Annotated in this window: 20 protein-coding genes, 1 tRNA gene and 2 pseudogenes; 11 read left to right on the plus strand and 12 right to left on the minus strand. The window is 60.2% G+C overall.

Annotated features, from left to right (window positions below; all coding sequences use genetic code 11):
- Positions 1 to 227 precede the first annotated feature (227 nt).
- Positions 228 to 303 (plus strand) — tRNA-Phe (locus USDA257_RS01085).
- Between the two features lie 341 nt (positions 304 to 644).
- On the opposite strand, the gene USDA257_RS01090 is transcribed toward USDA257_RS01085, so the two are convergent.
- From USDA257_RS01090 to USDA257_RS01100, 3 genes are all read right to left on the minus strand, one after another.
- Positions 645 to 2,072, minus strand: coding sequence for an aldehyde dehydrogenase family protein (locus tag USDA257_RS01090; protein WP_041413755.1), 1,428 nt, complete (start codon positions 2,070 to 2,072; stop codon positions 645 to 647).
- A 155-nt stretch (positions 2,073 to 2,227) separates the two neighbouring features.
- Entirely contained in the window at positions 2,228 to 3,205 is a 978-nt protein-coding gene (locus USDA257_RS01095) for a threonine/serine dehydratase (RefSeq protein WP_014761012.1), read from the minus strand.
- The gene (locus USDA257_RS01100; RefSeq protein ID WP_014761013.1) at positions 3,205 to 4,197 is read right to left on the minus strand and encodes an ornithine cyclodeaminase family protein; all 993 of its coding nucleotides are present in this window, start codon (positions 4,195 to 4,197) and stop codon (positions 3,205 to 3,207) included. Before USDA257_RS01100 ends, USDA257_RS01095 begins: the two co-directional genes overlap by 1 nt.
- A gap of 332 nt (positions 4,198 to 4,529) precedes the next feature.
- On the opposite strand from USDA257_RS01100, the gene USDA257_RS01105 reads away from it, so the two are divergent.
- Positions 4,530 to 5,372: a GNAT family N-acetyltransferase gene (locus USDA257_RS01105; RefSeq protein ID WP_041414887.1), complete on the plus strand. Its 843-nt coding sequence runs from the start codon at positions 4,530 to 4,532 to the stop codon at positions 5,370 to 5,372.
- Positions 5,373 to 5,603: 231 nt separating this feature from the next.
- Here the strand turns inward: USDA257_RS01105 and USDA257_RS01110 are convergent, their stop codons facing one another.
- Positions 5,604 to 6,086, minus strand: a complete 483-nt coding sequence (locus USDA257_RS01110; protein ID WP_041414888.1) for a GNAT family N-acetyltransferase — start codon at positions 6,084 to 6,086, stop codon at positions 5,604 to 5,606.
- A gap of 259 nt (positions 6,087 to 6,345) precedes the next feature.
- On the opposite strand from USDA257_RS01110, the pseudogene USDA257_RS38665 reads away from it, so the two are divergent.
- A pseudogene (locus tag USDA257_RS38665) lies at positions 6,346 to 6,450 on the plus strand (haloacid dehalogenase type II); the annotation flags it as partial.
- Between the two features lie 153 nt (positions 6,451 to 6,603).
- Here USDA257_RS38665 and USDA257_RS01115 read toward each other — a convergent pair.
- The 5 genes from USDA257_RS01115 to USDA257_RS01135 form a co-directional block, all read right to left on the minus strand.
- Positions 6,604 to 7,080 carry an Lrp/AsnC family transcriptional regulator gene (locus USDA257_RS01115; RefSeq protein WP_014761017.1) on the minus strand — a complete coding sequence of 159 codons (477 nt, stop codon included), beginning with the start codon at positions 7,078 to 7,080 and terminating at the stop codon, positions 6,604 to 6,606.
- Between the two features lie 209 nt (positions 7,081 to 7,289).
- Entirely contained in the window at positions 7,290 to 8,363 is a 1,074-nt protein-coding gene (locus tag USDA257_RS01120; protein ID WP_014761018.1) for a tartrate dehydrogenase, read from the minus strand.
- Between the two features lie 234 nt (positions 8,364 to 8,597).
- A complete protein-coding gene (locus tag USDA257_RS01125) occupies positions 8,598 to 9,281 on the minus strand; it encodes a GntR family transcriptional regulator (protein WP_041413758.1) in 684 nt (227 codons plus the stop codon).
- Between the two features lie 104 nt (positions 9,282 to 9,385).
- The gene (locus tag USDA257_RS01130) at positions 9,386 to 10,756 is read right to left on the minus strand and encodes an aspartate aminotransferase family protein (protein ID WP_014761020.1); all 1,371 of its coding nucleotides are present in this window, start codon (positions 10,754 to 10,756) and stop codon (positions 9,386 to 9,388) included.
- 8 nt (positions 10,757 to 10,764) lie between these two features.
- A complete protein-coding gene (locus USDA257_RS01135; protein WP_041413761.1) occupies positions 10,765 to 11,829 on the minus strand; it encodes a phosphotransferase in 1,065 nt (354 codons plus the stop codon).
- Positions 11,830 to 12,372: 543 nt separating this feature from the next.
- On the opposite strand from USDA257_RS01135, the gene USDA257_RS01140 reads away from it, so the two are divergent.
- From USDA257_RS01140 to USDA257_RS01165, 6 genes are all read left to right on the plus strand, one after another.
- Positions 12,373 to 13,062: a haloacid dehalogenase type II gene (locus tag USDA257_RS01140; protein WP_014761022.1), complete on the plus strand. Its 690-nt coding sequence runs from the start codon at positions 12,373 to 12,375 to the stop codon at positions 13,060 to 13,062.
- 732 nt (positions 13,063 to 13,794) lie between these two features.
- Entirely contained in the window at positions 13,795 to 14,463 is a 669-nt protein-coding gene (locus tag USDA257_RS01145; protein ID WP_041413763.1) for a haloacid dehalogenase type II, read from the plus strand.
- A 484-nt stretch (positions 14,464 to 14,947) separates the two neighbouring features.
- The gene (locus USDA257_RS01150) at positions 14,948 to 15,859 is read left to right on the plus strand and encodes a phosphotransferase enzyme family protein (protein ID WP_223843386.1); all 912 of its coding nucleotides are present in this window, start codon (positions 14,948 to 14,950) and stop codon (positions 15,857 to 15,859) included.
- An 88-nt stretch (positions 15,860 to 15,947) separates the two neighbouring features.
- Positions 15,948 to 17,282: an aspartate aminotransferase family protein gene (locus USDA257_RS01155; protein WP_014761025.1), complete on the plus strand. Its 1,335-nt coding sequence runs from the start codon at positions 15,948 to 15,950 to the stop codon at positions 17,280 to 17,282.
- A gap of 71 nt (positions 17,283 to 17,353) precedes the next feature.
- The gene (locus USDA257_RS01160) at positions 17,354 to 17,830 is read left to right on the plus strand and encodes an Lrp/AsnC family transcriptional regulator (protein ID WP_014761026.1); all 477 of its coding nucleotides are present in this window, start codon (positions 17,354 to 17,356) and stop codon (positions 17,828 to 17,830) included.
- 73 nt (positions 17,831 to 17,903) lie between these two features.
- Entirely contained in the window at positions 17,904 to 19,178 is a 1,275-nt protein-coding gene (locus tag USDA257_RS01165) for an NAD(P)/FAD-dependent oxidoreductase (RefSeq protein WP_014761027.1), read from the plus strand.
- 379 nt (positions 19,179 to 19,557) lie between these two features.
- On the opposite strand, the gene USDA257_RS01170 is transcribed toward USDA257_RS01165, so the two are convergent.
- The 3 genes from USDA257_RS01170 to USDA257_RS01180 are packed head-to-tail and all read right to left on the minus strand — an operon-like array spanning position 19,558 to position 22,244.
- Positions 19,558 to 20,232, minus strand: coding sequence for a 4-hydroxythreonine-4-phosphate dehydrogenase (locus tag USDA257_RS01170; protein WP_014761028.1), 675 nt, complete (start codon positions 20,230 to 20,232; stop codon positions 19,558 to 19,560).
- Between the two features lie 24 nt (positions 20,233 to 20,256).
- A complete protein-coding gene (gene pdxA, locus USDA257_RS01175; protein WP_014761029.1) occupies positions 20,257 to 21,255 on the minus strand; it encodes a 4-hydroxythreonine-4-phosphate dehydrogenase PdxA in 999 nt (332 codons plus the stop codon).
- A complete protein-coding gene (locus tag USDA257_RS01180; protein WP_014761030.1) occupies positions 21,252 to 22,244 on the minus strand; it encodes a four-carbon acid sugar kinase family protein in 993 nt (330 codons plus the stop codon). The genes pdxA and USDA257_RS01180 overlap by 4 nt, the downstream gene beginning before the upstream one ends.
- A 252-nt stretch (positions 22,245 to 22,496) precedes the next feature.
- On the opposite strand from USDA257_RS01180, the pseudogene USDA257_RS37550 reads away from it, so the two are divergent.
- A pseudogene (locus USDA257_RS37550) lies at positions 22,497 to 22,637 on the plus strand (helix-turn-helix domain-containing protein); the annotation flags it as partial.
- Positions 22,638 to 22,772: 135 nt separating this feature from the next.
- A complete protein-coding gene (locus tag USDA257_RS01185; protein ID WP_223843476.1) occupies positions 22,773 to 23,381 on the plus strand; it encodes a LysR substrate-binding domain-containing protein in 609 nt (202 codons plus the stop codon).
- The last annotated feature ends 82 nt before the right edge of the window (positions 23,382 to 23,463 follow it).

The following is a 23,463-nucleotide window of genomic DNA, read 5'->3' on the forward strand; positions in this document are numbered from 1 at the left end:
CGTTCACCAACGAGCCGTCCGCGTCGTGCGAGTACGCCCTGTCTTCCGCGCGATCCTGCTGAATCCTTTCGCTTTTCACCCCTTATTCATGGCTCGCGGATTTCCTTCAAAAAAGAGTCATTTGGTGCTGGACACCGGCGAACAAGATGCTATAACCCCGCTCGCTTCCGGGGCGAACCAAGCGCCCCCACGGCTTCCAAACCGAAGCCGCTGCCCAAAGGCAGGATGCCCGGATAGCTCAGTTGGTAGAGCAGCGGATTGAAAATCCGCGTGTCGGTGGTTCAAATCCGCCTCCGGGCACCATTAAAAAATACGGCCAATCCAAAGACTTAAGTCAAAGTACGGTTGAAGTATTATCGCCGTTGCATGTTGCACATGTCGCAACGAATTTTCCTCTATTTTCAACGATTGTCACGAGGTCCCGGCAACTCCTCGCGACATGCGCCGCGACATGCAAGAGCGGCCTCTGATGCGAGATCTTCTCGCCGCCGCCGGCGACTGCCGAATTTGCGAGAGAGCAGGATGGCCCATGGGGCCGAACCAACGAGGCGCGCTGATCGCGGACACGCTTGGATCTCCCGCTTGACTGTTTATCACAGCCCCTTGTGTAGGCATCCGGAACGGGTACACCGCACTTTGACCATTCACTCGTTCAAGAAGCCCACGATGCCCTTGACCTCGGTAAACTCGTGCAGTCCGAATTTCCCGTACTCCCGACCGTTGCCGGATTGCTTGTAGCCGCCGAAAGGGGCGGCGCTGTCCCAGGCGGAGCTGTTAAGGCGAACAGTGCCGCTGCGCAGCCTGCCTGCGAGCGCCCGCGCTTCCTTCGGATCGCCCTGAATGTAGGCTGCCAGGCCGTAAGGCGTGTCGTTGGCGATCGCGATCGCTTCATCCTCGCTGTCATAACCGATGATCGACAGCACCGGGCCGAAGATTTCCTCCCGCGCAATCGTCATCTGATTGGTGACGCGGGCAAACACGGTCGGGCGCACGTAATAGCCCGCATTGAGATGCGAAGGGCGGCCAGGGCCACCGGCGACGAGCTCCGCTCCTTCCGCGATGCCGCGTTCGATCAACGCCTGGATCTTGTCGAACTGGGCGGCGCTTGCGACTGGTCCGAGGTCGGTGCGCGGATCCGAAGGGGGACCGACAACGAGCGCAGCCGCTTCCGTTGCGGCGATCGAGCTTGCTTCGTCCATTCGCTCCGCCGGCACCAGCATCCGTGTTGGCGCAGTGCAGGTTTGGCCGGAATTGCCGAAGCACCGCCGTACCCCGGCGCTTACTGCTACAGAGAAGTCGGCGCTGCGCAAGATGATGTTCGGCGACTTGCCGCCGAGCTCCTGATGCACCCGCTTGACCGTCGGTGCCGCCGCCTGCGCCACGGCAATGCCGGCGCGAGTCGAACCGGTGAAGGACACCATGTCCACGTCCGGATGGCTGGCTAGCATCGTGCCAACCGTCGGGCCGTCGCCCTGAACGAGGTTGAAGACTCCCTTCGGTACACCAGCTTCATCCATGATCTCGGCAAAGATCACCGCGTTGAAGGGAGCGATCTCCGAAGGCTTCAGTACCATGGTGCATCCCGTGGCGAGCGCCGGAGCGACCTTGCAGGCGATCTGGTTGATCGGCCAGTTCCACGGCGTGATCATCGCAACGACACCGACCGGTTCGTGCACGATGCGCGTGGTCCTCTGCATGTATTCGAAGGCGAACGTCTCGAAGGTCTTGATCGTCTGCTCGAAATGGGCAGCACCAAGGGCGGCCTGCTCGGCCCGGGCCATCGCGAGCGGCGCGCCCATTTCCCGCAAGATGATGTCGCCGATCTCGTCATTGCGGCGCTTCAGGATTGATAGAATTCGCCTCAGCAGCGCGAGCCGTTCGTCCTTCGTCGTCTGCGAGAAGGAGGAAAAGGCGCTACGCGCGGCTGCAATCGCCTTTTGGGCGTCGGCGGCACTGCCGATCGCGATCGTTCCTATCGGCTGCTCGGTTGATGGATCGATGACCTCGCGAGCCCTGGATACCGTGGGCTCGACCCACTCACCGTCGATATAGAACTTGCGGGCATGTTTCATCGGTGGCTCCCATGTATGGCTTGGTCTATCGTCCCTGCCGAATGAAATCCGCGATTCGCCCCGCGGTCGGAATGTTTGTATTTGCGCAGAGGGATATGAGAAGCGCGGACGTTCAACCGCGATCGAGGTGGTGAACTGACCGAAGCTGTAACTGATTACCCCGCTGCCTTGTATATCTCGGCAAGGTCGCATAGGTCCCAGTTTCCACCACTCAACACCGCGCAAACTTTCTCATCCGGTTTGACCTTTATGGAGCCGGCCAACAACGCTCCAATACCAATCGAGGCGGCTGGTTCAGCGATCAATTTCGCTTCCTTGGCAAGAGCGCGCATTCCGGCGATGATGTGCTCGTCCTCAACAAGAACGATCTCGTCCACATACTTTTCGATAATCGGATACGGGTTTTGACCCGGAACGCTTATTCTCAAGCCATCTGCAATGGTGTTCTTCAAGGGAAGCGATGTGCGCTCCTTGTTGATCCGGCTGTGAAAATATTTTGGAGTCAGAGCAGGCTCTGCCCCGATGACGCGAACCGATGGTTTCGTTTCTTTTATGGCGGTGGCGATTCCCGAGATCAGGCCTCCGCCGCCTACGGGAACGATGACCGTATCTACGTCGTCCAGGTCCTGGAGTATTTCACACCCGATCGTTCCCTGACCGGCCATCACGATGGGGTCCTCAAAGGCGTGAACAGCCGCGTATCTGTTTTCTTCAGCGATTTCATACACCCTTTTCCATCTGGCGGCGGTGTCGCCATCGAAAAGAATGACTTCTGCCCCGAGGGCTTTTGTGTTTTCGATCTTGATTTTGGGCGAGGTGACCGGAAGCACCAATATCGCTTTCACGCCCAGCATCCTGGCGGCATAAGCAAGCCCTTGGGCATGATTGCCCGACGAGGTCGCAATAATGCCGTTTGCGATCTCTTCTCTCGAGAGCGAAAGCGCCTTGTTCAGGGCGCCGCGGATTTTAAATGCGCCAGTGATCTGCAGGGTTTCGGGCTTGAGATAAAGCTGACAGCCAGCGGCTTTCTCGATTTTGTCCGCACGCAGTAGCGGCGTGTGCCTGACGTGCGGTTTCAGCCGTTCCTGAGCTTCACGGATGTCCTGAATCGTGGGGTAATTGCGCATGGTCATTACTCAAAAAACTGAAAGAAGGTGCCAACGTTATTGGCTATTGCGTTCTGATAGATTTTGCTGGCTGTCGTGTTGTCTTGTATGGCCATCCCCGTGGAATCGAAAATCGTGATTTCGTCATCACTTTCTCGTCCCGGCTTCCTTCCCAACAATACCTCGCCGATTTCGCCATGGATGTCGCCTTTGGCGATGATGTTTTTATTCAGCGGGTGCCAGGTCTCGCCCTTTTCTGTGCATTGCGAGATCGAGTCGACGATGATTTTCGCATTCCTGAAGAGCTCCGGATCCAGCTCCTGTTTGCCGCGTTGATCTGTGCCGATTGCAACGATGTGTGTACCGGGCTTCACCCAATCCGCTTCCACAAGCTCCCCTTTTCCCCGGGTCGTCGTAATCAAGATATCGGCCTGCTCAACCGCTTCCTTCTTGGAGCTTGCGACTATGACGGGAATGCCGAATTCGCGTTCGATGTCTGTCTTGTATTTGGAAATCGTTTCCGGGGTGCGGCTCCAGGCGTGGATCTCTTCGATCTTCATGATCTCGTTGATCGCCCGGATTTGCATTCTCGCCTGATTACCTGTGCCGATCGATGCGATCGTCCCGGCGTTCTTTCTCGCCAGTGCTTTGACGGAGACGGCTCCTGACGCCCCCGTTCTGAGGCCAGTGATCAAGCTTCCATCCATGATGCAAATCAACGCACAACTCCTGGCATCAAACAGGAGAATGGTGCCCATGCTATTCGGCACGCCGTGTTCTGCCGGGTTGTTGGTGAACCCTCCAGAGTGCGCTTTCATGGAGATGATTTCATTGACTTTGTAATAGCCAAGCTTGAAGTCGATTTCTCCACGGAGAGAGGGGAGATGTATTCCGATATAGTCAGGTTGTTCCACCTGATCGCTGCTGAAGGCCTTGTAAGCCTCTTCCACCGCGCCGATGACTTCCGTCATGCCGATTAGCCGTCTTACCTCATCCTTCTTAAGCAGCAGCGTTTTCATGCATGACCTCTCTATTTTTGGATTCACAGGATGCATCGGCACAGCACGCCCAGCACCGTTATCACCATAGGGGGAGAGCGGTGAGACTAGTGGCCGCATTCGCCGCGACCGGAAGCAGATTGTTCTGTATCGCATATAGGTTTTGGCAGAGAGTCGCCGCAGGCGTCTTTCCGAGCTTGGGCGTCAGTGCGCAGGCTCGCCACGGTCGGCACAAGATGCGGCGCGGGCGGCATAGGTTAGCGCGAACGCTTCGCGCACTGCCTTGCGTCGGGAGGAACTGCTGTCTTCTGCGGTGTACCTTGAACCTTGAAGACACAGGCCGGAACCGCATCATGACCAACCAAGAGATCGTTCTCGAGAAGATGACACCAAGGCATTTGGACGGTGCATTGGAACTGTCCCGCCAGGTCCAATGGCCGCATCGGCGCGAGGATTGGGAACTGGTTCAGTCAATCAGCCAGGGAATCGTCGCACTCCAAGAGGATCGCCTCGTCGCGACCGTTATGATGACGCCCTATGGCGATAATGCCGCCACCATTAACATGGTCATCGTCGATGCCGCGATGCGCGGCCGCGGCCTCGGCCGGAAGATGTTGGAAGAGGCGCTTGCCAAGGCGGGAGAGCGCACCTGCTATCTGGTGGCGACGCAGGAAGGTCTTCCGCTCTATGAGAAGGTGGGTTTCGCTGCGACTGGCGAGACCGTGCAGCACCAGGGCAAGCCGTTGCGGGTTGAGGCGCCGGCCGATGTAACATGGAGCGAGAGCGGCGATCATGCCTACTTGGTGGCGCTGGACCGCGCGGCAAATGGCCATGACCGTTCGGCATTGATGGAGATTCTGCGCGAGCGGGCGAAGTTCGCTGTCATTCGCGATGACGGCGAGATCCAGGCCTTCGCGGCGATCCGGTCTTTCGGCCGTGGGCTGGTCATCGGACCGGTGGTAGCGAGAAACGATTCCGAAGCCAGGGCCCTGATCGATTTCCTGCTCGCCCATCACCAGGGCAGGTTCGTCCGTATCGACACGGATGTCTCCATGGATCTTGCAGGATGGCTCACCGCGCGCGGGCTCAACCACGCCGGCTGTGGGATCAAGATGCGACGTCGCGGGGCCGCGTGCGGGCAAAGCAAACCCACGGATCACCGCAACTACGCGCTGGTCAGTCAGGCACTCGGTTGATCTGGTGGAAAAAATGCGTGGACCCGCTTGTCGAACTCGACGGTGCGATCTGCCTCATCCACTCGCCCTCCTATCGCGGCCATGAGGCGGCGGGCAGGTGCTGAAACGGCGAAGGGCGCGACTGTCACCGCGACTGGATATAAGCTGCTCGACGAGTTCGCGGGTCTGTGGTGTGTCAATGCGGATACGGGCAGGACAGCATCTCACCCAACGTCGCGAACGCAACTGCCTCTATAGCGCTTGATACATAACGAAGGCGTCAACGTAGCCATACGTCGTGTGCCTGAACGCGCCGGGCAATGTGCCCACGACTTTAAAACCCATTTTCTGCCATAACGAAATGGCCCGCAGGTTGGTGCTCACGACGAAGTTGAACTGCATCGCCCGATAACCGTGGGCGCGGGCGGTTGCCATTGAGTGTTCGCACAAACTACGTGCGACGCCTTTACCGGTCGCATCAGGCGCTGTGACGTATCCACAGTTGCAAACATGCTGACCACCGCCAGCCTGATTGGGACGCATGTAATAGGTGCCGAGGATGGCGCCCGCTTGCTCGGCAACGAAGACTTCCTTTTCTGCTCCCATCCAGTACGCAAGAGCCTCTGCCCGGCTCAGGTTGGGATCAAGCGCATAGGTTTCTCCCGCTCGGATCATGGGTTCAATAATGGACCAGACGGCGGGAGCGTCTGCGGATGAGGCGGGGCGAATATTCATGCCGGCATGATTAGCCTTCGCGGCAGGTGCCGAGAAGCGGGTCACGGTGTTTTTATCCATTGCTGCTGGGAAATGGCGGCTCCGCCCTCGGCGCCTCGACGGTTGCATCAACCTTCGCGCGAAATCGAAAGAGCCAACCTGACCTTTAGTCCAGACTTTTCTGCTGACGAGTCGGCGCATCCGGCCGTTACAGCGGCCGAGGCGCGGCCGACGATTGCTCATAACGGAAAAAGATCCCCCGCCAAAAAAGGCGAAGCGCATGGCCACTTTCCGCTGCCACGGCAGGCTGATCAACTTTCAGATGGCGGAGGCGACATGCGATCTTCACGGCGATCGAACGAGGGAGCAGAAGACGCTGCAATTCCCCGCTTCCGCAGTTTTGAAAAGGCGGGTGCATCTATTCTAAGCCCGCCGGTTCTTCGGTTGTCGTCTCTCATCAATCTACCGGCACGAGATGCCGGCTGCTCATCAATGCCGCACGGCCGCCACACCGCCCGCATGGAGGTCTGCTACGAGGTTACTGCTGGAACAGGCTTGCCAGCGGCAGATGCGCTTTGACGAGGGGCGATTTCAGCACGACGAAGCTGAAGTACTTGTCAATGCCGATTTCTGAATCGAGCAGCCGCTCCATCAGCGTCTGATATTCTTCGATTCCGGCGGTGATGAATTTTACGAGATAATCGTAGCTTCCCGAAACCAAATGGCACTCGATGACCTGATCGACCTTCTCGATCGCAGTAAGAAATCTCGCGAAGTCGAGTTGACGGTGGTTCTTCAGCGTGATTTCGGTGAACACCGTCAACGTCTGGCCCAGTTTTCCGATATTGATCTGCGCAGAATAGCCCTCGATATAGCCCTCCGCCTGCAGCTTTTTCACTCGCAGCAAACAGGGACTTGGGGTGAGATTGACCATTTCCGCAAGCTCGACATTCGTCATTCGGCCATTCTTCTGCAATGCGTTAAGTATCTTAACGTCGATCCGATCAAGTTTCATTGGCTAGCTCCCGCTGATGGCGCGGATGTCGTTGATGTTGGTGCGAGTTGGTTCCGGCGCCGATCACGAAACATCTGCCTTTCGGCGGGGGCGGCAGATGCCGCGGGACGATCAACGCGGGGTCGGCGCTGCCGACAGCAGCGTCAAAGATCCGGCGCAATGCCTTCCTTGCTTTCTTATCGTCCCAGATCATAGTCGGCCACGTGTCCCTAAACGTTAGAGGAGTGGATCGCGTCGAAGACCGCCTCGGTAACCTCCCGGGTAGTGGCGGAACCGCCCACGTCAGGGGTAAGAATCCCGGCGCCGGTCACCCGCGCGACAGCGCGCATGAGGCGGGCCGAACCCTCCCGCTCGCCGAGGTGGTCGAGCATCTGAGCAGCAGTCCAGAAGGCGGCAACCGGGTTAGCGATGCCTTTGCCGGTAATGTCGAAGGCGGAGCCGTGGATCGGCTCGAACATCGAGGGAAAGCGGCGCTCCGGATCGATATTCGCCGTCGGTGCAACCCCCAGGCTACCGGCAAGCGCGCCAGCGAGATCGGAGAGAATGTCGGCGTGCAGGTTCGTTGCCACGATGGTGTCGAGGCTCTGCGGCTTGAGCGTCATCCTGACCGTCATGGCATCGACCAGCATCTTGTCCCACGTCACGTCGGGGAATTCCTCCGCCACCTCAGAAGCGATCTCGTCCCACATGACCATGCCATGTCGCTGGGCATTCGACTTCGTAACGACCGTGAGCAACTTGCGCGGGCGGGATTGGGCCAACATAAACGCGTAGCGCATAATGCGGGTGACGCCGACGCGGGTGAAGATGGCGACCTCAGTGCCGACCTCTTCGGGCAGGCCGCGGTGGGCGCGGCCGCCATGGCCAGAATATTCGCCTTCGGAGTTCTCGCGTACGATCACCCAGTCAAGGTCGCCGGGGCCGCAATTGCGCAGCGGGGAGGTTATGCCAGGCAGGATCCTGGTTGGCCGGACATTGGCGTACTGGTCGAAGCCCTGGCAGATCGGCAATCTGAGTCCCCACAGGGTGATATGGTCCGGAACATCCGGTGCTCCGACCGCGCCGAAATAGATAGCGTCGAATTTCTTGAGCTGCTCCAGCCCGTCCGACGGCATCATCACACCATGTTTCTTGTAGTAGTCAGATCCCCAGTCGAAATTTTCGACGGTGAACTTGACGTCGCCGAGTCGCATCTCCAGGTTCGCAAGAACCGTTCGGCCGGCGGCGATCACCTCAGGTCCGATGCCGTCCGCGGGTATGGCTGCGATGGAGTATTCACGCATCAAACTTCTCCGTAGCGTTATTTGCTCAAGTTAGCTGGCAACGGCCGTTCTGCGCCTTCGGCGCCATGCGATTGGCGTCGACGCCGCGACTCCGCCGAAAAGCAGGCTCTGGCGGAGCCGGAGACGAAGCATCCAAGATGGTGCTTGCTCCGCGTCGAACCGGCGGCACCGGCATCCTCAGCGCCGCCTGGCAGGTTATCCTTCGGAGCTGTCAAATTCCGCAGGGAGCGCAGGTCAGCGTTGATCGAGCAATTTGATCTGGAGATCTTCCCAGTGCTCCTGGAACGCCTCCCGCGCCGTATCGTAGTGGCGGCTTCTCAAGCTGTTGATGAGCCGCTCGTGTTCTTCCGCCATTTCTTCGGCAGTGGCGTAGAAATCCTGCCGCTGTGCGAGGAGAAGCTCAATCTCGCCCTCGAGGTCTGAATAGGTTCGCTTCAGCCGAGCGCTGCCGCTAGCGGCAATGATCGCGCGGTGGAAGTCGCGGTCCGCAGCAACCAGGAGGGATCTGTCGGAGGATAGAGTCGACCTGTGCATAACCTCCACCGCCTCCAGCGCCTGAGATGGGATGACGCCGGTCAGCACGATCAGACGAATGGCCTCGCCTTCGATGGCGCCGCGCACGCGTGTGATATCGACGATATCGTCGGGCCCGAATTCAGGCACCACAAAGCCTCTATTCGGTATCTGACGCAGCAGGCCCTGCGTGACGAGCACCTGGGCTGCTGTACGGAATGTGTGCCGCGAGGTCGAATGCTCCTCGCACATCTTCACGTCGCGAAGGAACTCGCCTGGTTGGAAATCTCCCGACAAGATGCGCCGTCGCAAGGCGTGTGTCAGGATTTCCACCGCGCTAGCGGGCAAGGGCTCGACATTCATCTCAAGATCTTCGGCTTGATTCTTGGCGTGCAGCGTCGGCATGGCTTTGGCTCTGCTCGTTGATTTTGTTTGCACACCTACGCCACATGCGGCGGCGTAGGGCAAGGGAGATGATATTGTGCCGCCCGGCTGCATGGTGGCGGGTCCTAGATCTGCACGGACCGAAGCGCCTCGTCGACGCCCTCGAGCAGACGCGCCGCATTGGCCGATGTGAAGATGAGTGGGGGCCTAATCTTCAGGATATGCGCGTCCGCTCCCGTCGCGGAAATGAGGATGCGCCGGTCGCGCAAGGCATTGACGGCTGCAAGCGCACGGTCCATGTCCGGCGTTTTCCGGTCTCTATCCCTGACGAGTTCGACGGCGAAATAGAGGCCGGCCCCGCGAACATCGCCGACGAATTCATATTTCTTCTGTAGGTCCCGCAGGCCATGGAGGATTTCGCCGCCGACCTTGGCGGCGTTGTCCAACAGGCCCTCTTCGAGGATCGTGTCGAGCACGGCCCTTGCAGCGGCGATAGCGACGGAGTTGCCGCCAAACGTGTTGAAGTAGCGCATGCTGGATCCGAATTCGGCGATGAGTTCGGGCCGCAGGACTACGCCGGCAACGGGATAGCCGTTGCCCATGGGTTTGCCCATTGTCACGATGTCCGGATCGACCTTGTGACGGGAGTGACCCCAAAAATGGGTGCCGGTCCGCCCGAATCCGGACTGCACCTCGTCGGCGATGAACAGGCCGCCTGCCTTGCGCACCACTTCCGCCACCGGCGCCAATACGTCCGTCGGGTCGACATAGAGACCATCGGAGGAGAAGACGGAGTCGGCGATGAAGGCCGCTAGGCCGCCGCCATGCCGCTCCATGTCGGCGATCTGCCGTGCGACATCCTCCGCCATCCGCCGGCCGATTTCCTCGACGGGTAGGCGGTAGGAATCAGGCGCGGCGACCGTGCGGACATAGGGATCCAGAGCCGACTTCTTGCCGAGCGACGGCGAGATTGCCGCTACCGCGCCGCTGTTGCCGTGATAGGCTTCGGCCGTGACGATGACGCCGGTCTTGCGTGTGTGGTAACGCGCGATACGCAAGGCGAGATCGTTGGCTTCCGAGCCGGTGCATGTGAACATCGCGCATCCGGTTCGGCCGAGTTCGCCACCGAACGTATTGATCAGGGCTTCGGCATAGTCCAGCAGGGGCTCCTGCATGTAACGCGTGTGGGTACAGAGTACCTCGAGCTGCTTCTGGATCGCCTCGACGACGCGTGGATGAGAGTGACCCAGCGATACCACGTTGTTATAGGCGTCGAGATATTCGTTGCCGTGCCTGTCATAGAGGAAGACGCCCTTGGCCCGGGAGATCTCAACCGGCGACTTGTAGAAGAGCCGATAAGCGGGCCCGAGCAGCCTTTGCCGCCTGGCGATATGCGCCAGATCTTCACTTGTGAGATGAGACGTGTCCTGAGGGTTGAAGCCATTTGGCATGTCGCCACGGAAGCCCTTGGGCAGGATAGTCGCTTGCTTGGACATTACGGTTCCTATCGTGTCAGAAGATCGGAAATCTGTGCGGTCGAAATCGAGTGGAACCACTCGAGGTGGGCCCAGCCGGCTTCGGTATTGCGCAGGATATAGCGGCTATTCTCGGGGAAGATTTCGGCGCGCCAGCACGTCAGCAGCGCACGGACCGCAAGACGGCCCATCGACAGGAAGGGGATGAGCCGGAGTTCCTCGTCCGTCAGTTCGGCGTGGCGGAGATAGCCGCGCAGAACGTCGCGCGGTTCGTCGAACAGGTCACGCCGGTTCCCATGGTCGAACGTTTTTGGCATCTGATTCATCAACGCCGTGGAGACATCGACGGCGATGGCGGTACGGACCGCATCGCCGAAGTCGATGACGCCGGTCAGGAACTGCGGGCTGGCGTGATCGACGACCAGGTTCGACGTATTGAAGTCGTTGTGGAGCACCTGCCGCCGGCACAGGTCGAGGCTCGGCTTGACTTCGGCAAACCGCTCGAGCGCGCGGACGGTCCAGGCCCGCTTGCCGCCCGCGGGGATGAAGCTCAACAGATCGGTGAGATCGGGCAGATGGGTGACGTCCCATGCCACCGCCCGACCGTCTGCGGGATGCGAGAAATCGGCCATGGAATGACGCAGCTTTGCCAGGATTTCGCCGATCCGTTCGCGCTGTGGGGCTGTGGCAGATGTCCGGTCGAGCGGAGTACCGGGGAGGAAGGTAATGAGCCGCACCACCCGCCGCTCGCCGGCACTCGTAGTGACGATGGGCAAATCCGCGCCGTCGACGTCGCGAAGTGCACGGGGGATGGGTAAATCAGGGGCCTGCTGCTCGAGATGACGCATCAGCGCGACCTGGAAATCGAGCTCCTCCATCCGCTCGGAAGGATGAGCGATCTTTAGCACGAACTTCCCCTGGGCCGCGCAGTTGAGGAGGAACGTGTCGTCTTTCTCAGTTTCAAAGCGCGTGGCCGAGCCACGCGCGCCATATAGCCGTTCGGCGATTTCTTCGGCTTCCGCAGCGCCTACGGGATGACACGCCTCGGAAAGCTCAGGGACGCGGGCTGGCCCGCACTGATGCTTGTGACCCATCTTCAACTCATTCAGATCCTGCCTCGAGAATGGGCAGCTCGATGGCCTCAGTATGTCACTTTCCAATTTTTGTACAACAATTTTATTTTTTCGATAGAGATTTCTTGCCGTTGGGATCGATCTTTTCTGCCGAATGACGATTGACGACTGCGCAGGATTTCTGATGAATACGTGCAATAGCGAGCAAATATCACGGATTTTCGCCGCATCACCGCGCAATTTGTTCTGTGTGAATAACGACGCACTCAAGCTGTCGGCAAGCGGCAGGACGATCGACCGTCCAAAAATTGTTGGACAATCAATTGCCATTGCCACAAAGTTATGCCAGTGTGCTCCCACTGGCCGGAGTGCAGCAAGCAAGTTGGAGTGCTCCGCTGGGTGGAACTGGCCCGATATCAAAAAAGGCAAAGGCAATGAAACTGCTCAGATACGCTGCCGCATCGCGGTCTATCGGCACCGCGACCTCTTTAGACAGGCGGCATGCCCAGCACCATGACCTTGTATAGGCACACTGTGCCGTGAAAATTGGAAGGAATACACGCCATGACTCAATTTCGACCGAAGTACGTCACCTTCGACTGCTACGGCACGCTCACCAATTTCGACATGGCCGGCGCTGCGCGACGCGTCTACGGCGAGCGTCTCTCCCCAGAAGCGATGGCCGGCTTTGTCGAGGCTTTTAGAGGCTATCGCCTTGACGAGGTGCTAGGGCCATGGAAACCTTTCCTCGAAGTGGTGCACAATTCCATCGAACGCAGCTGCAAACGCATCGGTATCCCGTTCAAACCGGAAGACGCGCAACGCATCTATGACGAAGTGCCAACCTGGGGTCCGCACCCGGACGTCCCGGCTGGCCTGTCCAGGGTGGCCAAGGAAATTCCGTTGGTCATCCTGTCGAACTCGATGAACAGCCTGATCATGTCGAACGTGGAAAAGCTGGGCGCGCCCATTCATATGGTAATCACGGCAGAAGAAGTCGGGGCATACAAACCTCTGATGAAGGGCTTCGAATACATGCTCGACAAGCTCGGCTGCGGGCCCGAAGACATTACTCATGTGTCCTCATCCTTCCGCTACGACCTGATGACCGCCTATGACCTCGGCATCAAGAGCAAGGTCTGGGTCAACCGCGGCCATGAGCCGGCCAATCCCTATTACGAATACACCGAGATCAAGGATATCGGCGGGTTAGCCGCCGCCGTTGGCCTGGAGCCAGCCCTCAAGCGCGCCTGAAAAACTAGCGCTCAGGCACTGTTGCTACGATGAGACCGGGGCGGTTCATTCGCCCCTTCTCTTTATCGTTCGAAGGGGAGCAAAGCATGGCCTTTCCGGGGACCCCTTCCGCACGAGTGACCTGCTGGCGTTAGAGGATGGTGTGATCCGAACGTGACGCAACGGCACCTCGGGCTCGGGACGCGTTTGTTGCGCGGCCGCTATCGATGTCCGCTTTCGAGTAACCGGGGCTGTTCCTCAACGACCGATTTGGGGCGCACAGCGATCGTCCGCGAAGCATGCGGGAGTGACTGGACCGGGTCGATCTTTCCGGTTCCCATCTATCCTGACAGCTCGACGGGTTCGCGGGTCTGTGGTGCGTAATGCCGGATACGGGCAGGACAGCATCGCCATCCAACCCGAACGCCAACTCGTGTATAGCGCTCGAAGGGCGGCGGGAGCATCAGCGGATGTGGCGGGGCGGATATGCATGGCGGCATGTTCAGCGTTTGGAGCAGGTGCTGGAAGGCAGGTTTACAGTGTTTTCATCCCTTTATTGACTGGGAAATGGCCGCCCCGCCCTCGGCGCCGCGGCGGTCGGATCACCGTTCACGCGCAATCGAAAGGGCTAAGCTGACCTCTGGTCCAGAGTTTTCTGCTGACGAACCGGGGATTCCGAACGATACAGCGGCTGGGACCGGCCTACGATTGCTCATAACGGAAACAGATCCCCGCCAAAAAAGGACGAAGCGCATGACCACTTTCCGCCCGAAATACATCACCTTCGATTGCCACGGCACGCTGATCAACTTCCAGATGGCGGAGGCGGCACGCGATCTTTACGGCGACCGAATGAGCGAGCAGAAAATGCTGCAGTTCATCGCGGACTTCTCTGCGTACCGGCTCGATGAAGTCATGGCCGACTGGAAGCCCTATGCGGAGGTGGTCCATAACGCATTGGCGAGGACCTGCAAGCGCAACGGCGTCGACTTCAAGGACGAAGACGCCCAGATGGTATACGAACGCGTTCCCACCTGGGGGCCGCATCCGGACGTTCCGGCTGGGCTTGCCAAGGTGGCCAAGGAAATTCCGCTGGTCATCCTGTCAAATGCAATGAACTCGCAGATCATGTCCAACGTCGAGAAGCTCGGCGCGCCTTTCCACGCCGTTTACACCGCCGAAGAGGCTCAGGCCTACAAGCCGCACTTCCGGGCCTTCGAATATATGCTGGACATGCTTGGTTGCGGTCCGGAGGACATACTGCATTGCTCCTCCTCGTTCCGGTACGATCTGATGTCCGCACATGACCTCGGGATCAAGAACAAGGTTTGGGTCAATCGCGGTCACGAGCCGGCCAATCCCTATTACGGCTATACCGAGATCGCCGGCATCTCGGAATTGCCAGGCGTCGTCGGGCTCTGAAAGTCTCTCTTCCGGCGGCCCGATAACGACACTCGGTTCGCCGAGTGTCGGGGGCCGATGGAGGGCCGTTACGGTGCCGCCGTGTTCGGCGGTGGCATCACGAGCCCGGCGCGGGCGAGGCAATTCCCAAAGCCGGGACCGAGAAAAGCGTGCTGGAGGCGGGGACGGTAGTTCGGGCGCCTTCAGCAGCAAACGCCCGACCTTAATCGAGGCTGGGCGCAGCGGAACAGATGCCATCTCGACGGTCGCTTTCGGATGAGCATGCCGCCTGGCTCCAAACAGTGCGAGGGTCTCAATCTTGGGTGCTTGTAACGATGCGGTTCCAGACAACGGCGAGGGTCATCTCGACGGCAACCAGTCGGTCTGCGCGCCTTTCACCGAAGCATATTTTCGAGCCGCTGCCGCTATTCTGGCGACAAAGCCAAGCGCTGCGGAAGCACGAGTGTCGGGTGAGCTGCTACTACGCCACTACGGTTTGACGGGAATGATCATGGTCCTGTCCTCGGAAGTCGAGTGTACCGCGGACGTCACCCTGTTGAACGGCGATCGGTTGATCCTCAAAACGTCAGCGCGGCCGGAAGGACGAGACAGTTTCCGCTTCCAGGTTGCGGCCCTGGCAGGGCTGGAAGGTGCTTCCGGTTTCGCAGCACCTCATATCGTGCGTACCAGCGGCGGTACGCTGATGTTCGAAGAGGAGGAGATTTGCGGCTATCTGCAGACCCGACTTTCAGGGGTGCCGCTGCACCAGGCGAACGCCACTCCGGACGTCCTTTACCAGGTCGGCCAGGCGCTTGGTAGGCTCAGTTTGGCTCTCGAGCCTCTGAAGTTGCCCGCCATGCACCGCCCAGTCCTTTGGCATGTCGGATGCTGGCCGAGGCTAATGGAACTGGAGCAGCATCTGCCTTCAGGGTCCGTTGCAGAATCCGTGCGTCTTGCCATGAGCAACTATGTCGAGCTCATCAAGCCGCAGCTGCGCGAGGTAGCATGGCAGGTCACGCACAATGACCCCAGCCCGTTCAACACACTCCTGACCGATGATGGTGTCGCGTTCATTGATTTCGGCGACGGCTGCTGGGGTCCACGGCTTCAGGATCTTGCGATTGCGGCAAGCCACGTGGTGACGGACCCGTCTTTGGCTCTGGGCGGCGCAGAAAATTTCATCGCTGGTTATGCTTCGGTGCTTCCGCTTTCCGCGCTCGAGGCAAAACTGCTCGTCGGGTTGATAAAGGCGCGGCAAAGCGCCCTCATCCTGATCAACTACTGGCGAGCCGAGCTGTTTCCGGCAGAGGCAGCATATATCAAGAAGAACGTGGCCCGAGCCGAACGCGGGCTCTCTATCCTGTCGGCGTTAGGAGTCGGGGAGGCCGAGATGGCTGTGCGTCGCGCGGTGCCTTAGCCCGGCGTGGCATTCGTCACTCGTCTTGGCAATCACTACGGTAATTCGCGACCTTCTCGCGGATGGAAACTTAAGCAGGATCAAAGCTATGTCCACAGATCTCATGCCCAACCGCTTTACCCCCGGGGAAGCCACAATTCCCCCCCGCGAATCTGAGCTGATCGCCCGGCGCGACAACGTACTGGGGGCCTCCTACAGGCTCCAATACCGCCGACCGGTCCATTTCGTTCGCGGCGAGGGCATGTGGCTCTACGACCCCGACGGACATCGCTATCTGGATTTCTACAATAATGTGCCCTCTCTCGGGCATTGCAATCCCGAGATCAACGCTGCCATGGCGGAACAAGCCAGCCGAATGAGCGCAAATACCCGCTATCTCGAACCGAGGCTTGTCGACTATGCCGAACGGCTCGTGGCCACCTTTCCCGAGGAGTTGAACCGCGTTGTCTTTACCTGCACGGGAAGCGAATCGAACGATCTGGCGCTCCGGATCGCCCGGCTGACCAGCGACAGTGAGGGCGTGATCGTCTCTTCCCACGCCTATCACGGCACCAGCGCGGCAACGGCGATGGTGTCGCCCAATCTGGGCGACGCCGTCAGGCTCAGTCCTGCCGTACGGATGGTGTCGCTGCACGGGCCCGCGGGCGTACCGGACTGGCAAGCTGCAACGTTCTTTGAAGAACAGGTTCGCTCCGCTATCGCCGATTTGAATCGACGTGGCATTGGCATCGCGGCCCTGCTCATCGACAGCATTTTCTCCAGCGACGGCGTCTGGGTGGACCCGCCTGGCTTCATCGCCGGCGGGATCAAGGCGGTGCGGGAGGCGGGCGGTCTCGTGATCGCGGATGAAGTGCAGCCGGGCTTTGGACGCACGGGCACACATATGTGGGGTTTTGAGCGGCACGAAGTTGTTCCGGACCTCGTTACCCTCGGCAAGCCGATGGGCAATGGATTTCCGATCGGCGCCGTCGTCGGCCGTAAGGAACCGATGGATTGCTTTGGCGCTACTGCCCGGTACTCAAATACCTTCGGCGGCAATACCGTCGGGATCGCGGCGGCTGACGCCGTCCTGACAATCTTGCAAAGGGATCGGATCCCCGAGCATGTGCACGCCATGAGTGAGCGCCTGAGGCTGGGGTTGGAGCATCTTGCCAAGCTGCACCCCGGCATTCGCGGTATTCGAAATGCCGGGCTGTTCTTCGGCATCGACATCGGGTTGGATGGAGCGGGAGAGGCCAGCCGGCGCGCCATGGCTTTGGATATCGTAAACCTGATGCGTGACGATGGCGTTCTCATCAGTACGACGGGCGCCAACGAGGATACGCTGAAGGTGCGCCCGCCGCTGATTTGCCAGGCGGAGCATGTGGACCGGTTCCTCGAAGCCATGGAGTGCGCGCTCAAGAAGGCCGTCGCGCAGGTGTAACATAGGCTGCCTCGGCGGCCGAATTTACCGGATCGCGGGCTCGAGCGATTCTCATAAGCGAAAGTAAGTCCATGAAACTCGATCGGATCGACGTCAAGATCCTGCACGTGCTGCAGCAGAATGGCCGAATGACAAATGTGGAACTTTCGGAGGTGGTGAACCTATCGCCGAGCCCGTGCCTCATGCGCGTGAAGAAGCTGCAGTCGGAGGGCTTTATTGAGGGCTATTCGGCGCAGATCAATGTCGCCAAGTTGGGGCAGACGTTAACGGTGTTCACCGAGGTCACGCTCAAGAACCACCGGCAGACCGACTTTGCACGCTTCCTCGCCGCCGTTGAGAAGATCGATCAATTAATCGAGTGCCATGTGGTCTCCGGCGGCTACGACTACCTCTTAAAATTCGTGACCACCGGGATCGGCGAATATCAGGAGATCATGGAGCGGCTGGTCGAGTTGGACGTCGGCATCGACAAATATTTCAGCTTCGTCGTGCTGAAATCACCGGTCGGGAAGCGGCACCTGCCGCTGACGAACCTGTTTCGGCCATAGAATCTCATCAACACTTCGCCCTTTGCTCTGACGGCGGCGGGCGTTTCGATCACTAGCGAGAAGGCGCACCGCCATGAAATTCCTCCCCTATTGGCACGACAATACCCCGGCCTTCGCAGGGGCGGCAGAGGGTCCGGTCGATGGCCATTACGACGTCGCAGTGATCGGCGGCGGCTTCACCGGTCTTGGCGCCGCCCGGCAGTTCGCCAAGGCGGGGGCCAAGGTCGTCGTGCTGGAGGCGGAGAAAGTCGGCTGGGGTGCCTCCGGCCGCAATGGCGGACACCTGAACAACGGGCTTGCGCATAGCTATCTGGCGGCGAAGGCCGAACTCGGCAAGCAGCGGGCGATCGCACTTTACAAGGCGCTTGACGACTCGATCGACACGATCGAGTCCTTGATCGGGGAGGAGGGCATCGACTGCAATTTCCGCCGCGCCGGAAAACTGAAGCTCGCCTCCAAGCCCCAGCATTTCGACGCGATCGCCCGCAATTTCGAAGCCGTGCATGCGGAGGTCGACCCGGACACAGCGCTTCTCGGAGCAGGCGACCTGAACCAGGAAGTCGGCTCCCCCTTCTTCGGCGCGATGCTCTCAAAAAAGAGCGCGATGATGCACATGGGCCGCTACGTCGTCGGGCTCGCCGAGGCAGCCAAGCGTCGCGGCGCGACGATCTTCGAGCAGGCAGCCGTTACGGAACATCAGCAGGCGGGCAGCCGCCATCAACTGAAAACCGCCCGGGCTAGCGTCACCGCGGATGCCGTGCTTGTCGCCACCGGGGCCTACACGCCCTCGACCTTCGGCTATTTCCGCCGCCGGATCATCACGGTCGGCAGTTTCGTCATAGCCACGCGGCCGCTGACCGAAGCGGAGATCGCGGCGACGATGCCCGGCAACCGCACCTGCGTCACGTCAATGAATATCGGCAACTATTTCCGGCTCTCGCCGGACAACCGCCTGATCTTCGGCGGCCGCGCCCGCTTCTCGGCAAGCGCCGACCAGCGCTCCGATGCAAAGATCGGCGGGATACTCAAGGCAAGCCTCGCAGCGATCTTCCCGCAACTCGCCAATGTCGAGATCGACTATTGTTGGGGCGGCCTCGTCGACATAACCAAGGACCGCTTCCCGCGCGCCGGCTATCATGACGGCGTCTGGTACGCCATGGGCTATTCCGGCCACGGGGCGCAGCTTTCCACGCATCTCGGCATGATCATCGCCGACGCGATCCTCGACCGGCCCGACCGCAATCCGCTGAAGGGTCTCGAATGGCCGGCGGTGCCGGGACATTTCGGCACACCCTGGTTCCTGCCGCTGGTTGGCATGTATTTCAAGATGCTGGACAGGTTCGGGTAGGTACTTCTGTCCCTGTTTGTGGAAACCGTCGAGGGCGAGGTGGTTCGAACCGTCGACGTACGGCGAGCCGGGGGTCCTAGCCGGTACACAGACGGCGTCTCCGTTCCGTGCTCAATCAACGGGAGCTGAGCGCCGTTGATCCGAGACTCGCCCGACGCTCGAGGCAGTCGATTGCTTCCATCGTAGATGAACGCGAGCGAAGTTCGGCGACCTTAACGAGGTCGTCTTCGACGACGCGGATCTCGACCGGTTTTCGAGCCGACCGATATCAGCGAGGCCAGCCGACATGACCTTTATGCAGGAGGAAAAATCCCGCAGCACCAATTTCCGGTTCGACGCAGAGGAGGAGGCTAGCGCCGTGGCCAAGGCGCATTCTCCGCTACTGCTCGGCTAGCGCTTTCGCCTGGTTCTTTATGGAAGTGATCGTCAGGAGCTGATGCGCCAAGCCTGGAATGGCTGCAGGGAAGCGGCCCTCCAGGGCGGCGGTGCCGACCGTGAAGCCGGCGGCCCGGCCGCTGACGACGGCATGGATGCGTTCGGCGCGGTCGATCGAGCCTGCGACGATGACCGGCTTGGCGACGGCGTCGCAGACGGCCCGGATAAGGTCTGCGACATCGACATCGGCGCGATAGGCAAGGAGATCGAGGCCATGGACGCCCTCACGGGCGGCAAGGTCCTTTGCGCTTGCAACGATCTCCGTCGTGGACCCATCCAGAACGCTGGGATGGCCTGCAATGCGGCCGGGGAAGGGGTAGTAGCGGATCCCACTTCCCTTAAGGAGGGGAAGGACGTCGTCGACATGGGTGCCGCCAAGCAGATAGTCGACGCCGAGCGTGAGGGCGGCGCGCACCGACGCGATTTCGCTGGCGCGGTCGAGTGAAACCACTTCGAGATAACTCTTCGCGCCTGCGGCCCGGATTTCCCGGTTCAGGTCGGAAAGCACCTCGAAGGGCAGGCCGATATCCTTGAAGCCGATATGACGGACACCCGCAGAAAGCACCAAGGGAAGCTGTTCCAGCGCGTCCGGGATCGCCCGGTCGTTGCGGGTCAGCATGAAAATGAAATCGATGGGGTCATGTCAATCCTCCTGGTCGCACGGTGCCTTCGCCAGTCGGCGGGCGTAGTCGATCGCTGTTTCGAGACTCCTCGGATCGGCAATGCCACGGCCGGCGATGTCGAAGGCGGTGCCGTGGTCGGGACTTGTGCGCACGAAGGGCAGGCCGAGCGTGATGTTCACGCCCTTTTCCAGTCCGAGATACTTGACCGGGATCAGCCCCTGGTCGTGATACTGCGCGACGACCAGATCGAAGCGGCCGTTTCGCGCCTGCATGAAAACCGTATCGCCGGGCCATGGGCCGCTGGCGTCTATGCCTTCCGAGCGGGCTGCCGCGATGGCGGGCGCGATGATGCGGATCTCCTCATCTCCGAAGAGACCGCCTTCGCCGGCATGCGGATTGAGCCCCGCAACAGCGATGCGGGGGCGGGCGAAACCCAACGCGCGACCCCCCTGGTGGGCGAGGCGTATCGCGGACATCTGTGCCGGAAAATCGGCCTGGCGGATCGCGTCTGCCAGCGAACAATGGATCGTCACCAGCACCGAGCGGATATCGTCATTGGCGAGCATCATCGCCACGCGCCCCGCACCACCTTTTGCCGCGAGGATTTCCGTGTGGCCGGGGTATGGAAGCCCCGCAGCGGCAAGCGCCTCCTTGTGGATCGGCGCCGTCACGATGCCGGCGACTTTGCCCGTCCTGGCGAGATCGATCGCCGCCACGACGGCATCATAGGCCATGCGGCCGCTGGTGGCGCTCACCTTGCCGAGTGCTGGTGGGGTTTCGATGCGGGTCGCGGCGAGGATATTCAGGGCGCCATCCGGCTTCGCGTCGGCGACGTCATGGATCTCGTTCATGGGCAAACCGCCGCCGAGGCTGGCGATGGCCTTCGCCATCACGGCCGGGTCGCCGCCGACGATGTTGCGACGTAGGTCGGTGCGGGCAAGCATCGTCTTTGCCACGATCTCCGGCCCGATGCCGGATGCATCGCCCATGGTGACGGCAAGCGGCAGGGAGGTGTTCATGCGTGCTCCTTTCCAATTCGGCGAATGGTGTCGGCGGCATTGCGCAGCGTCACGGCGGAACCGAAGCCGCCTGCCTTCATGGCGAGCAGCATCATTCGTCCATCGGCAAGACGAGCGCAGCCGAGGGGAAAACCGGGCTCGAGTTCGCGGATCAAATCGAAAGCGTGAAGGGAGAGCCGTTCCAAAAGGGCGTGCATCGTTTCGCCACCCGTTGCGACGATGGCGTCGTATCGATGCCGGGCTAATGCGATCTCTGCCTCGTCCACCAGGGTGGCGAGCGCCTTCGCCGGGTCGCTGGTGCGGATGTGCGGGGTACGGATGCAGACGACAGAAGCTGTCTCGTCGATATCCGTCGCACGGATTGCGACCGAAGCGCCTGTCGCGGCCAACGTCTCGCACTGCAAATGGCTGACATGGTTTGCGCTGCCGACAAGCACGAGAACACGGTGCGGCGTGGCTTCGGGCGTGAAGATGTCCTGGCCTGTGCGCCGCTCGACTACCGTGGCTAACGCCTCCGCCATGCCCGGCGAGCCGACCCAAAGCGCCGGGCCGTGCTTCTGGATCTGCGCAATCCGACGATTCAGCATCACCTGCTCGCATGCATCGACGATGACTACCGGAGCGCCGCCAATGGCCTTGCCGATCTCGCCCTCCTCGGCGTGGGCGGAAATTTTAGCGATCCGGCCGAGGCCGGGCTCGATCAAGTCTTCGATGCGAGACGTGTGGGCGGGATGGACTGCGTCGCGGCCGTACGCCGTTTGCGCAACCGGCTCACCGTGCAGCAGTTGAATGCCGTCGATCGTCGTGCGCCCGGCAGCGGGAAAAGCAGGTGCGATGACCAAACGTGGCCGGCTGCTGGCCTGGAATGCGGCGGCAATTTCCACGCGGATATGGCCACGCAGGGTGGAGTCAATCGTCTTATATAGGAACGGCCTGTCTGCAAGCGTCGTTACCGCCTGGCGCGTCACATGCGCTGCATCGGTTTGCATCGAGCCTGCGGCTGCCGGTGTCGATGGAGACGAGACTGGCTTGTGTATCGTCCGGTCCTACTCTGCAGATGCGGGGGATATAGCCGCGTTTCAGGAAAGCGATTGCCCCGTCCGCCGCGCTTGTCAGGTCGTCTGCGACGACGCCAACGTGTTTGATTTATCAATGGTTTTTGCCATGACCTCAGGCTATTCTTCAAATCTTGAGAGGAAAATCGATATGATTTCACGCGTATTGGTGATATATTGTCACCAATGAAGCGTTCGGACCTTCCTTCCCTCGATGATCTGCGTGCCTTTGAGGTCGTGGCCCGCCTGGGTTCCGTACGTGCGGCCGCGTCTGAGTTAAACCTGACGCATGGTGCCGTCAGCCGACGCGTTTCAAAACTCTCCGAACACCTTCAAATCCGTTTGCTAGAACCGGATGGGCGCGGCCTAAGGTTGACGGGAGAGGGCACGCGGCTCGCGCAGGCGACGACGAACGCGCTGTCGCTCGTAGCGTCAGCGTTGGAGGATATTCGCAAAGTTGACGTGTCCCCGCCGATCGTCGTTTCCTGCGAACGGTCCGTTGCCATGCGCTGGCTGATCCCGCGGCTCTCGGAGTTCCAGGATCGCCAGCCCGAGATCGACCTTCACCTTTCCGTCGGTGGTGGGGGCTTCGATTTTGCGCGCGACCATATCACGCTCGCGATCCGCAGGCTCGATTTCGCGATCGAGGCGAACTGGCAGGTCGAACGGTTGATCGAAGAGGAAGTCGGTCCCGTCATGCATCCCGCCATGGCGGATCGGTTTGCGGCCGGTGGTTATGTTGCGCTTGCTGCAAAGACCCGGCCGGACGCCTGGCAGAAGTGGTCCGCCGCCCATCCGGACGCGCCGAAGCCGCGCTCGACGCGCTTTCTTGACCATCATTTCCTGATGGTGGAGGCCGCAGCCGGCGGTCTGGGTGTGGCCATGTGCCCCAAGATCATTGCCATCGACGATATCCGCAATGGCCGCCTCGATGCGCCACTCGGCTTTCAGCCTGATGGCTCACATTACGGCATCATTCGTTCGGCGCTGGCGAAGAAGACGAGTGGGATCGATCAATTTGTGTCTTGGCTTCTCGCCACCATTCAAGAAGATTTCTATGCTGCGTCTTGAGCCAACACACCGTCGCGGTGCTTAATTTGATCTCAAACCGGTCAAGCATGCGAAGTGCAACAACACGCTTCAATACCAGACC

The organism is Sinorhizobium fredii USDA 257, assembly GCF_000265205.3.
Classification (GTDB): domain Bacteria; phylum Pseudomonadota; class Alphaproteobacteria; order Rhizobiales; family Rhizobiaceae; genus Sinorhizobium; species Sinorhizobium fredii_B.

Bases quoted from the DNA above. Each gene is read 5' to 3' on its own strand.
- USDA257_RS01145 (WP_041413763.1), top strand. From the start codon at position 13,795: ATGACCACTTTCCGCCCGAAATACATCACCTTCGATTGCCACGGCACG.
- USDA257_RS01150 (WP_223843386.1), top strand. From the start codon at position 14,948: ATGATCATGGTCCTGTCCTCGGAAGTCGAGTGTACCGCGGACGTCACC.
- USDA257_RS01110 (WP_041414888.1), bottom strand. From the start codon at position 6,086: ATGAATATTCGCCCCGCCTCATCCGCAGACGCTCCCGCCGTCTGGTCC.
- USDA257_RS01100 (WP_014761013.1), bottom strand. From the start codon at position 4,197: ATGAAAACGCTGCTGCTTAAGAAGGATGAGGTAAGACGGCTAATCGGC.
- USDA257_RS01130 (WP_014761020.1), bottom strand. From the start codon at position 10,756: ATGTCCAAGCAAGCGACTATCCTGCCCAAGGGCTTCCGTGGCGACATG.
- USDA257_RS01090 (WP_041413755.1), bottom strand. From the start codon at position 2,072: ATGAAACATGCCCGCAAGTTCTATATCGACGGTGAGTGGGTCGAGCCC.
- USDA257_RS01125 (WP_041413758.1), bottom strand. From the start codon at position 9,281: ATGCCGACGCTGCACGCCAAGAATCAAGCCGAAGATCTTGAGATGAAT.
- USDA257_RS01135 (WP_041413761.1), bottom strand. From the start codon at position 11,829: ATGGGTCACAAGCATCAGTGCGGGCCAGCCCGCGTCCCTGAGCTTTCC.
- USDA257_RS01105 (WP_041414887.1), top strand. From the start codon at position 4,530: ATGACCAACCAAGAGATCGTTCTCGAGAAGATGACACCAAGGCATTTG.
- pdxA (WP_014761029.1), bottom strand. From the start codon at position 21,255: ATGAACACCTCCCTGCCGCTTGCCGTCACCATGGGCGATGCATCCGGC.
- USDA257_RS01155 (WP_014761025.1), top strand. From the start codon at position 15,948: ATGTCCACAGATCTCATGCCCAACCGCTTTACCCCCGGGGAAGCCACA.
- USDA257_RS01120 (WP_014761018.1), bottom strand. From the start codon at position 8,363: ATGCGTGAATACTCCATCGCAGCCATACCCGCGGACGGCATCGGACCT.
- USDA257_RS01160 (WP_014761026.1), top strand. From the start codon at position 17,354: ATGAAACTCGATCGGATCGACGTCAAGATCCTGCACGTGCTGCAGCAG.
- USDA257_RS01165 (WP_014761027.1), top strand. From the start codon at position 17,904: ATGAAATTCCTCCCCTATTGGCACGACAATACCCCGGCCTTCGCAGGG.
- USDA257_RS01115 (WP_014761017.1), bottom strand. From the start codon at position 7,080: ATGAAACTTGATCGGATCGACGTTAAGATACTTAACGCATTGCAGAAG.
- USDA257_RS01140 (WP_014761022.1), top strand. From the start codon at position 12,373: ATGACTCAATTTCGACCGAAGTACGTCACCTTCGACTGCTACGGCACG.
- USDA257_RS01180 (WP_014761030.1), bottom strand. From the start codon at position 22,244: ATGCAAACCGATGCAGCGCATGTGACGCGCCAGGCGGTAACGACGCTT.
- USDA257_RS01170 (WP_014761028.1), bottom strand. From the start codon at position 20,232: ATGCTGACCCGCAACGACCGGGCGATCCCGGACGCGCTGGAACAGCTT.
- USDA257_RS01095 (WP_014761012.1), bottom strand. From the start codon at position 3,205: ATGACCATGCGCAATTACCCCACGATTCAGGACATCCGTGAAGCTCAG.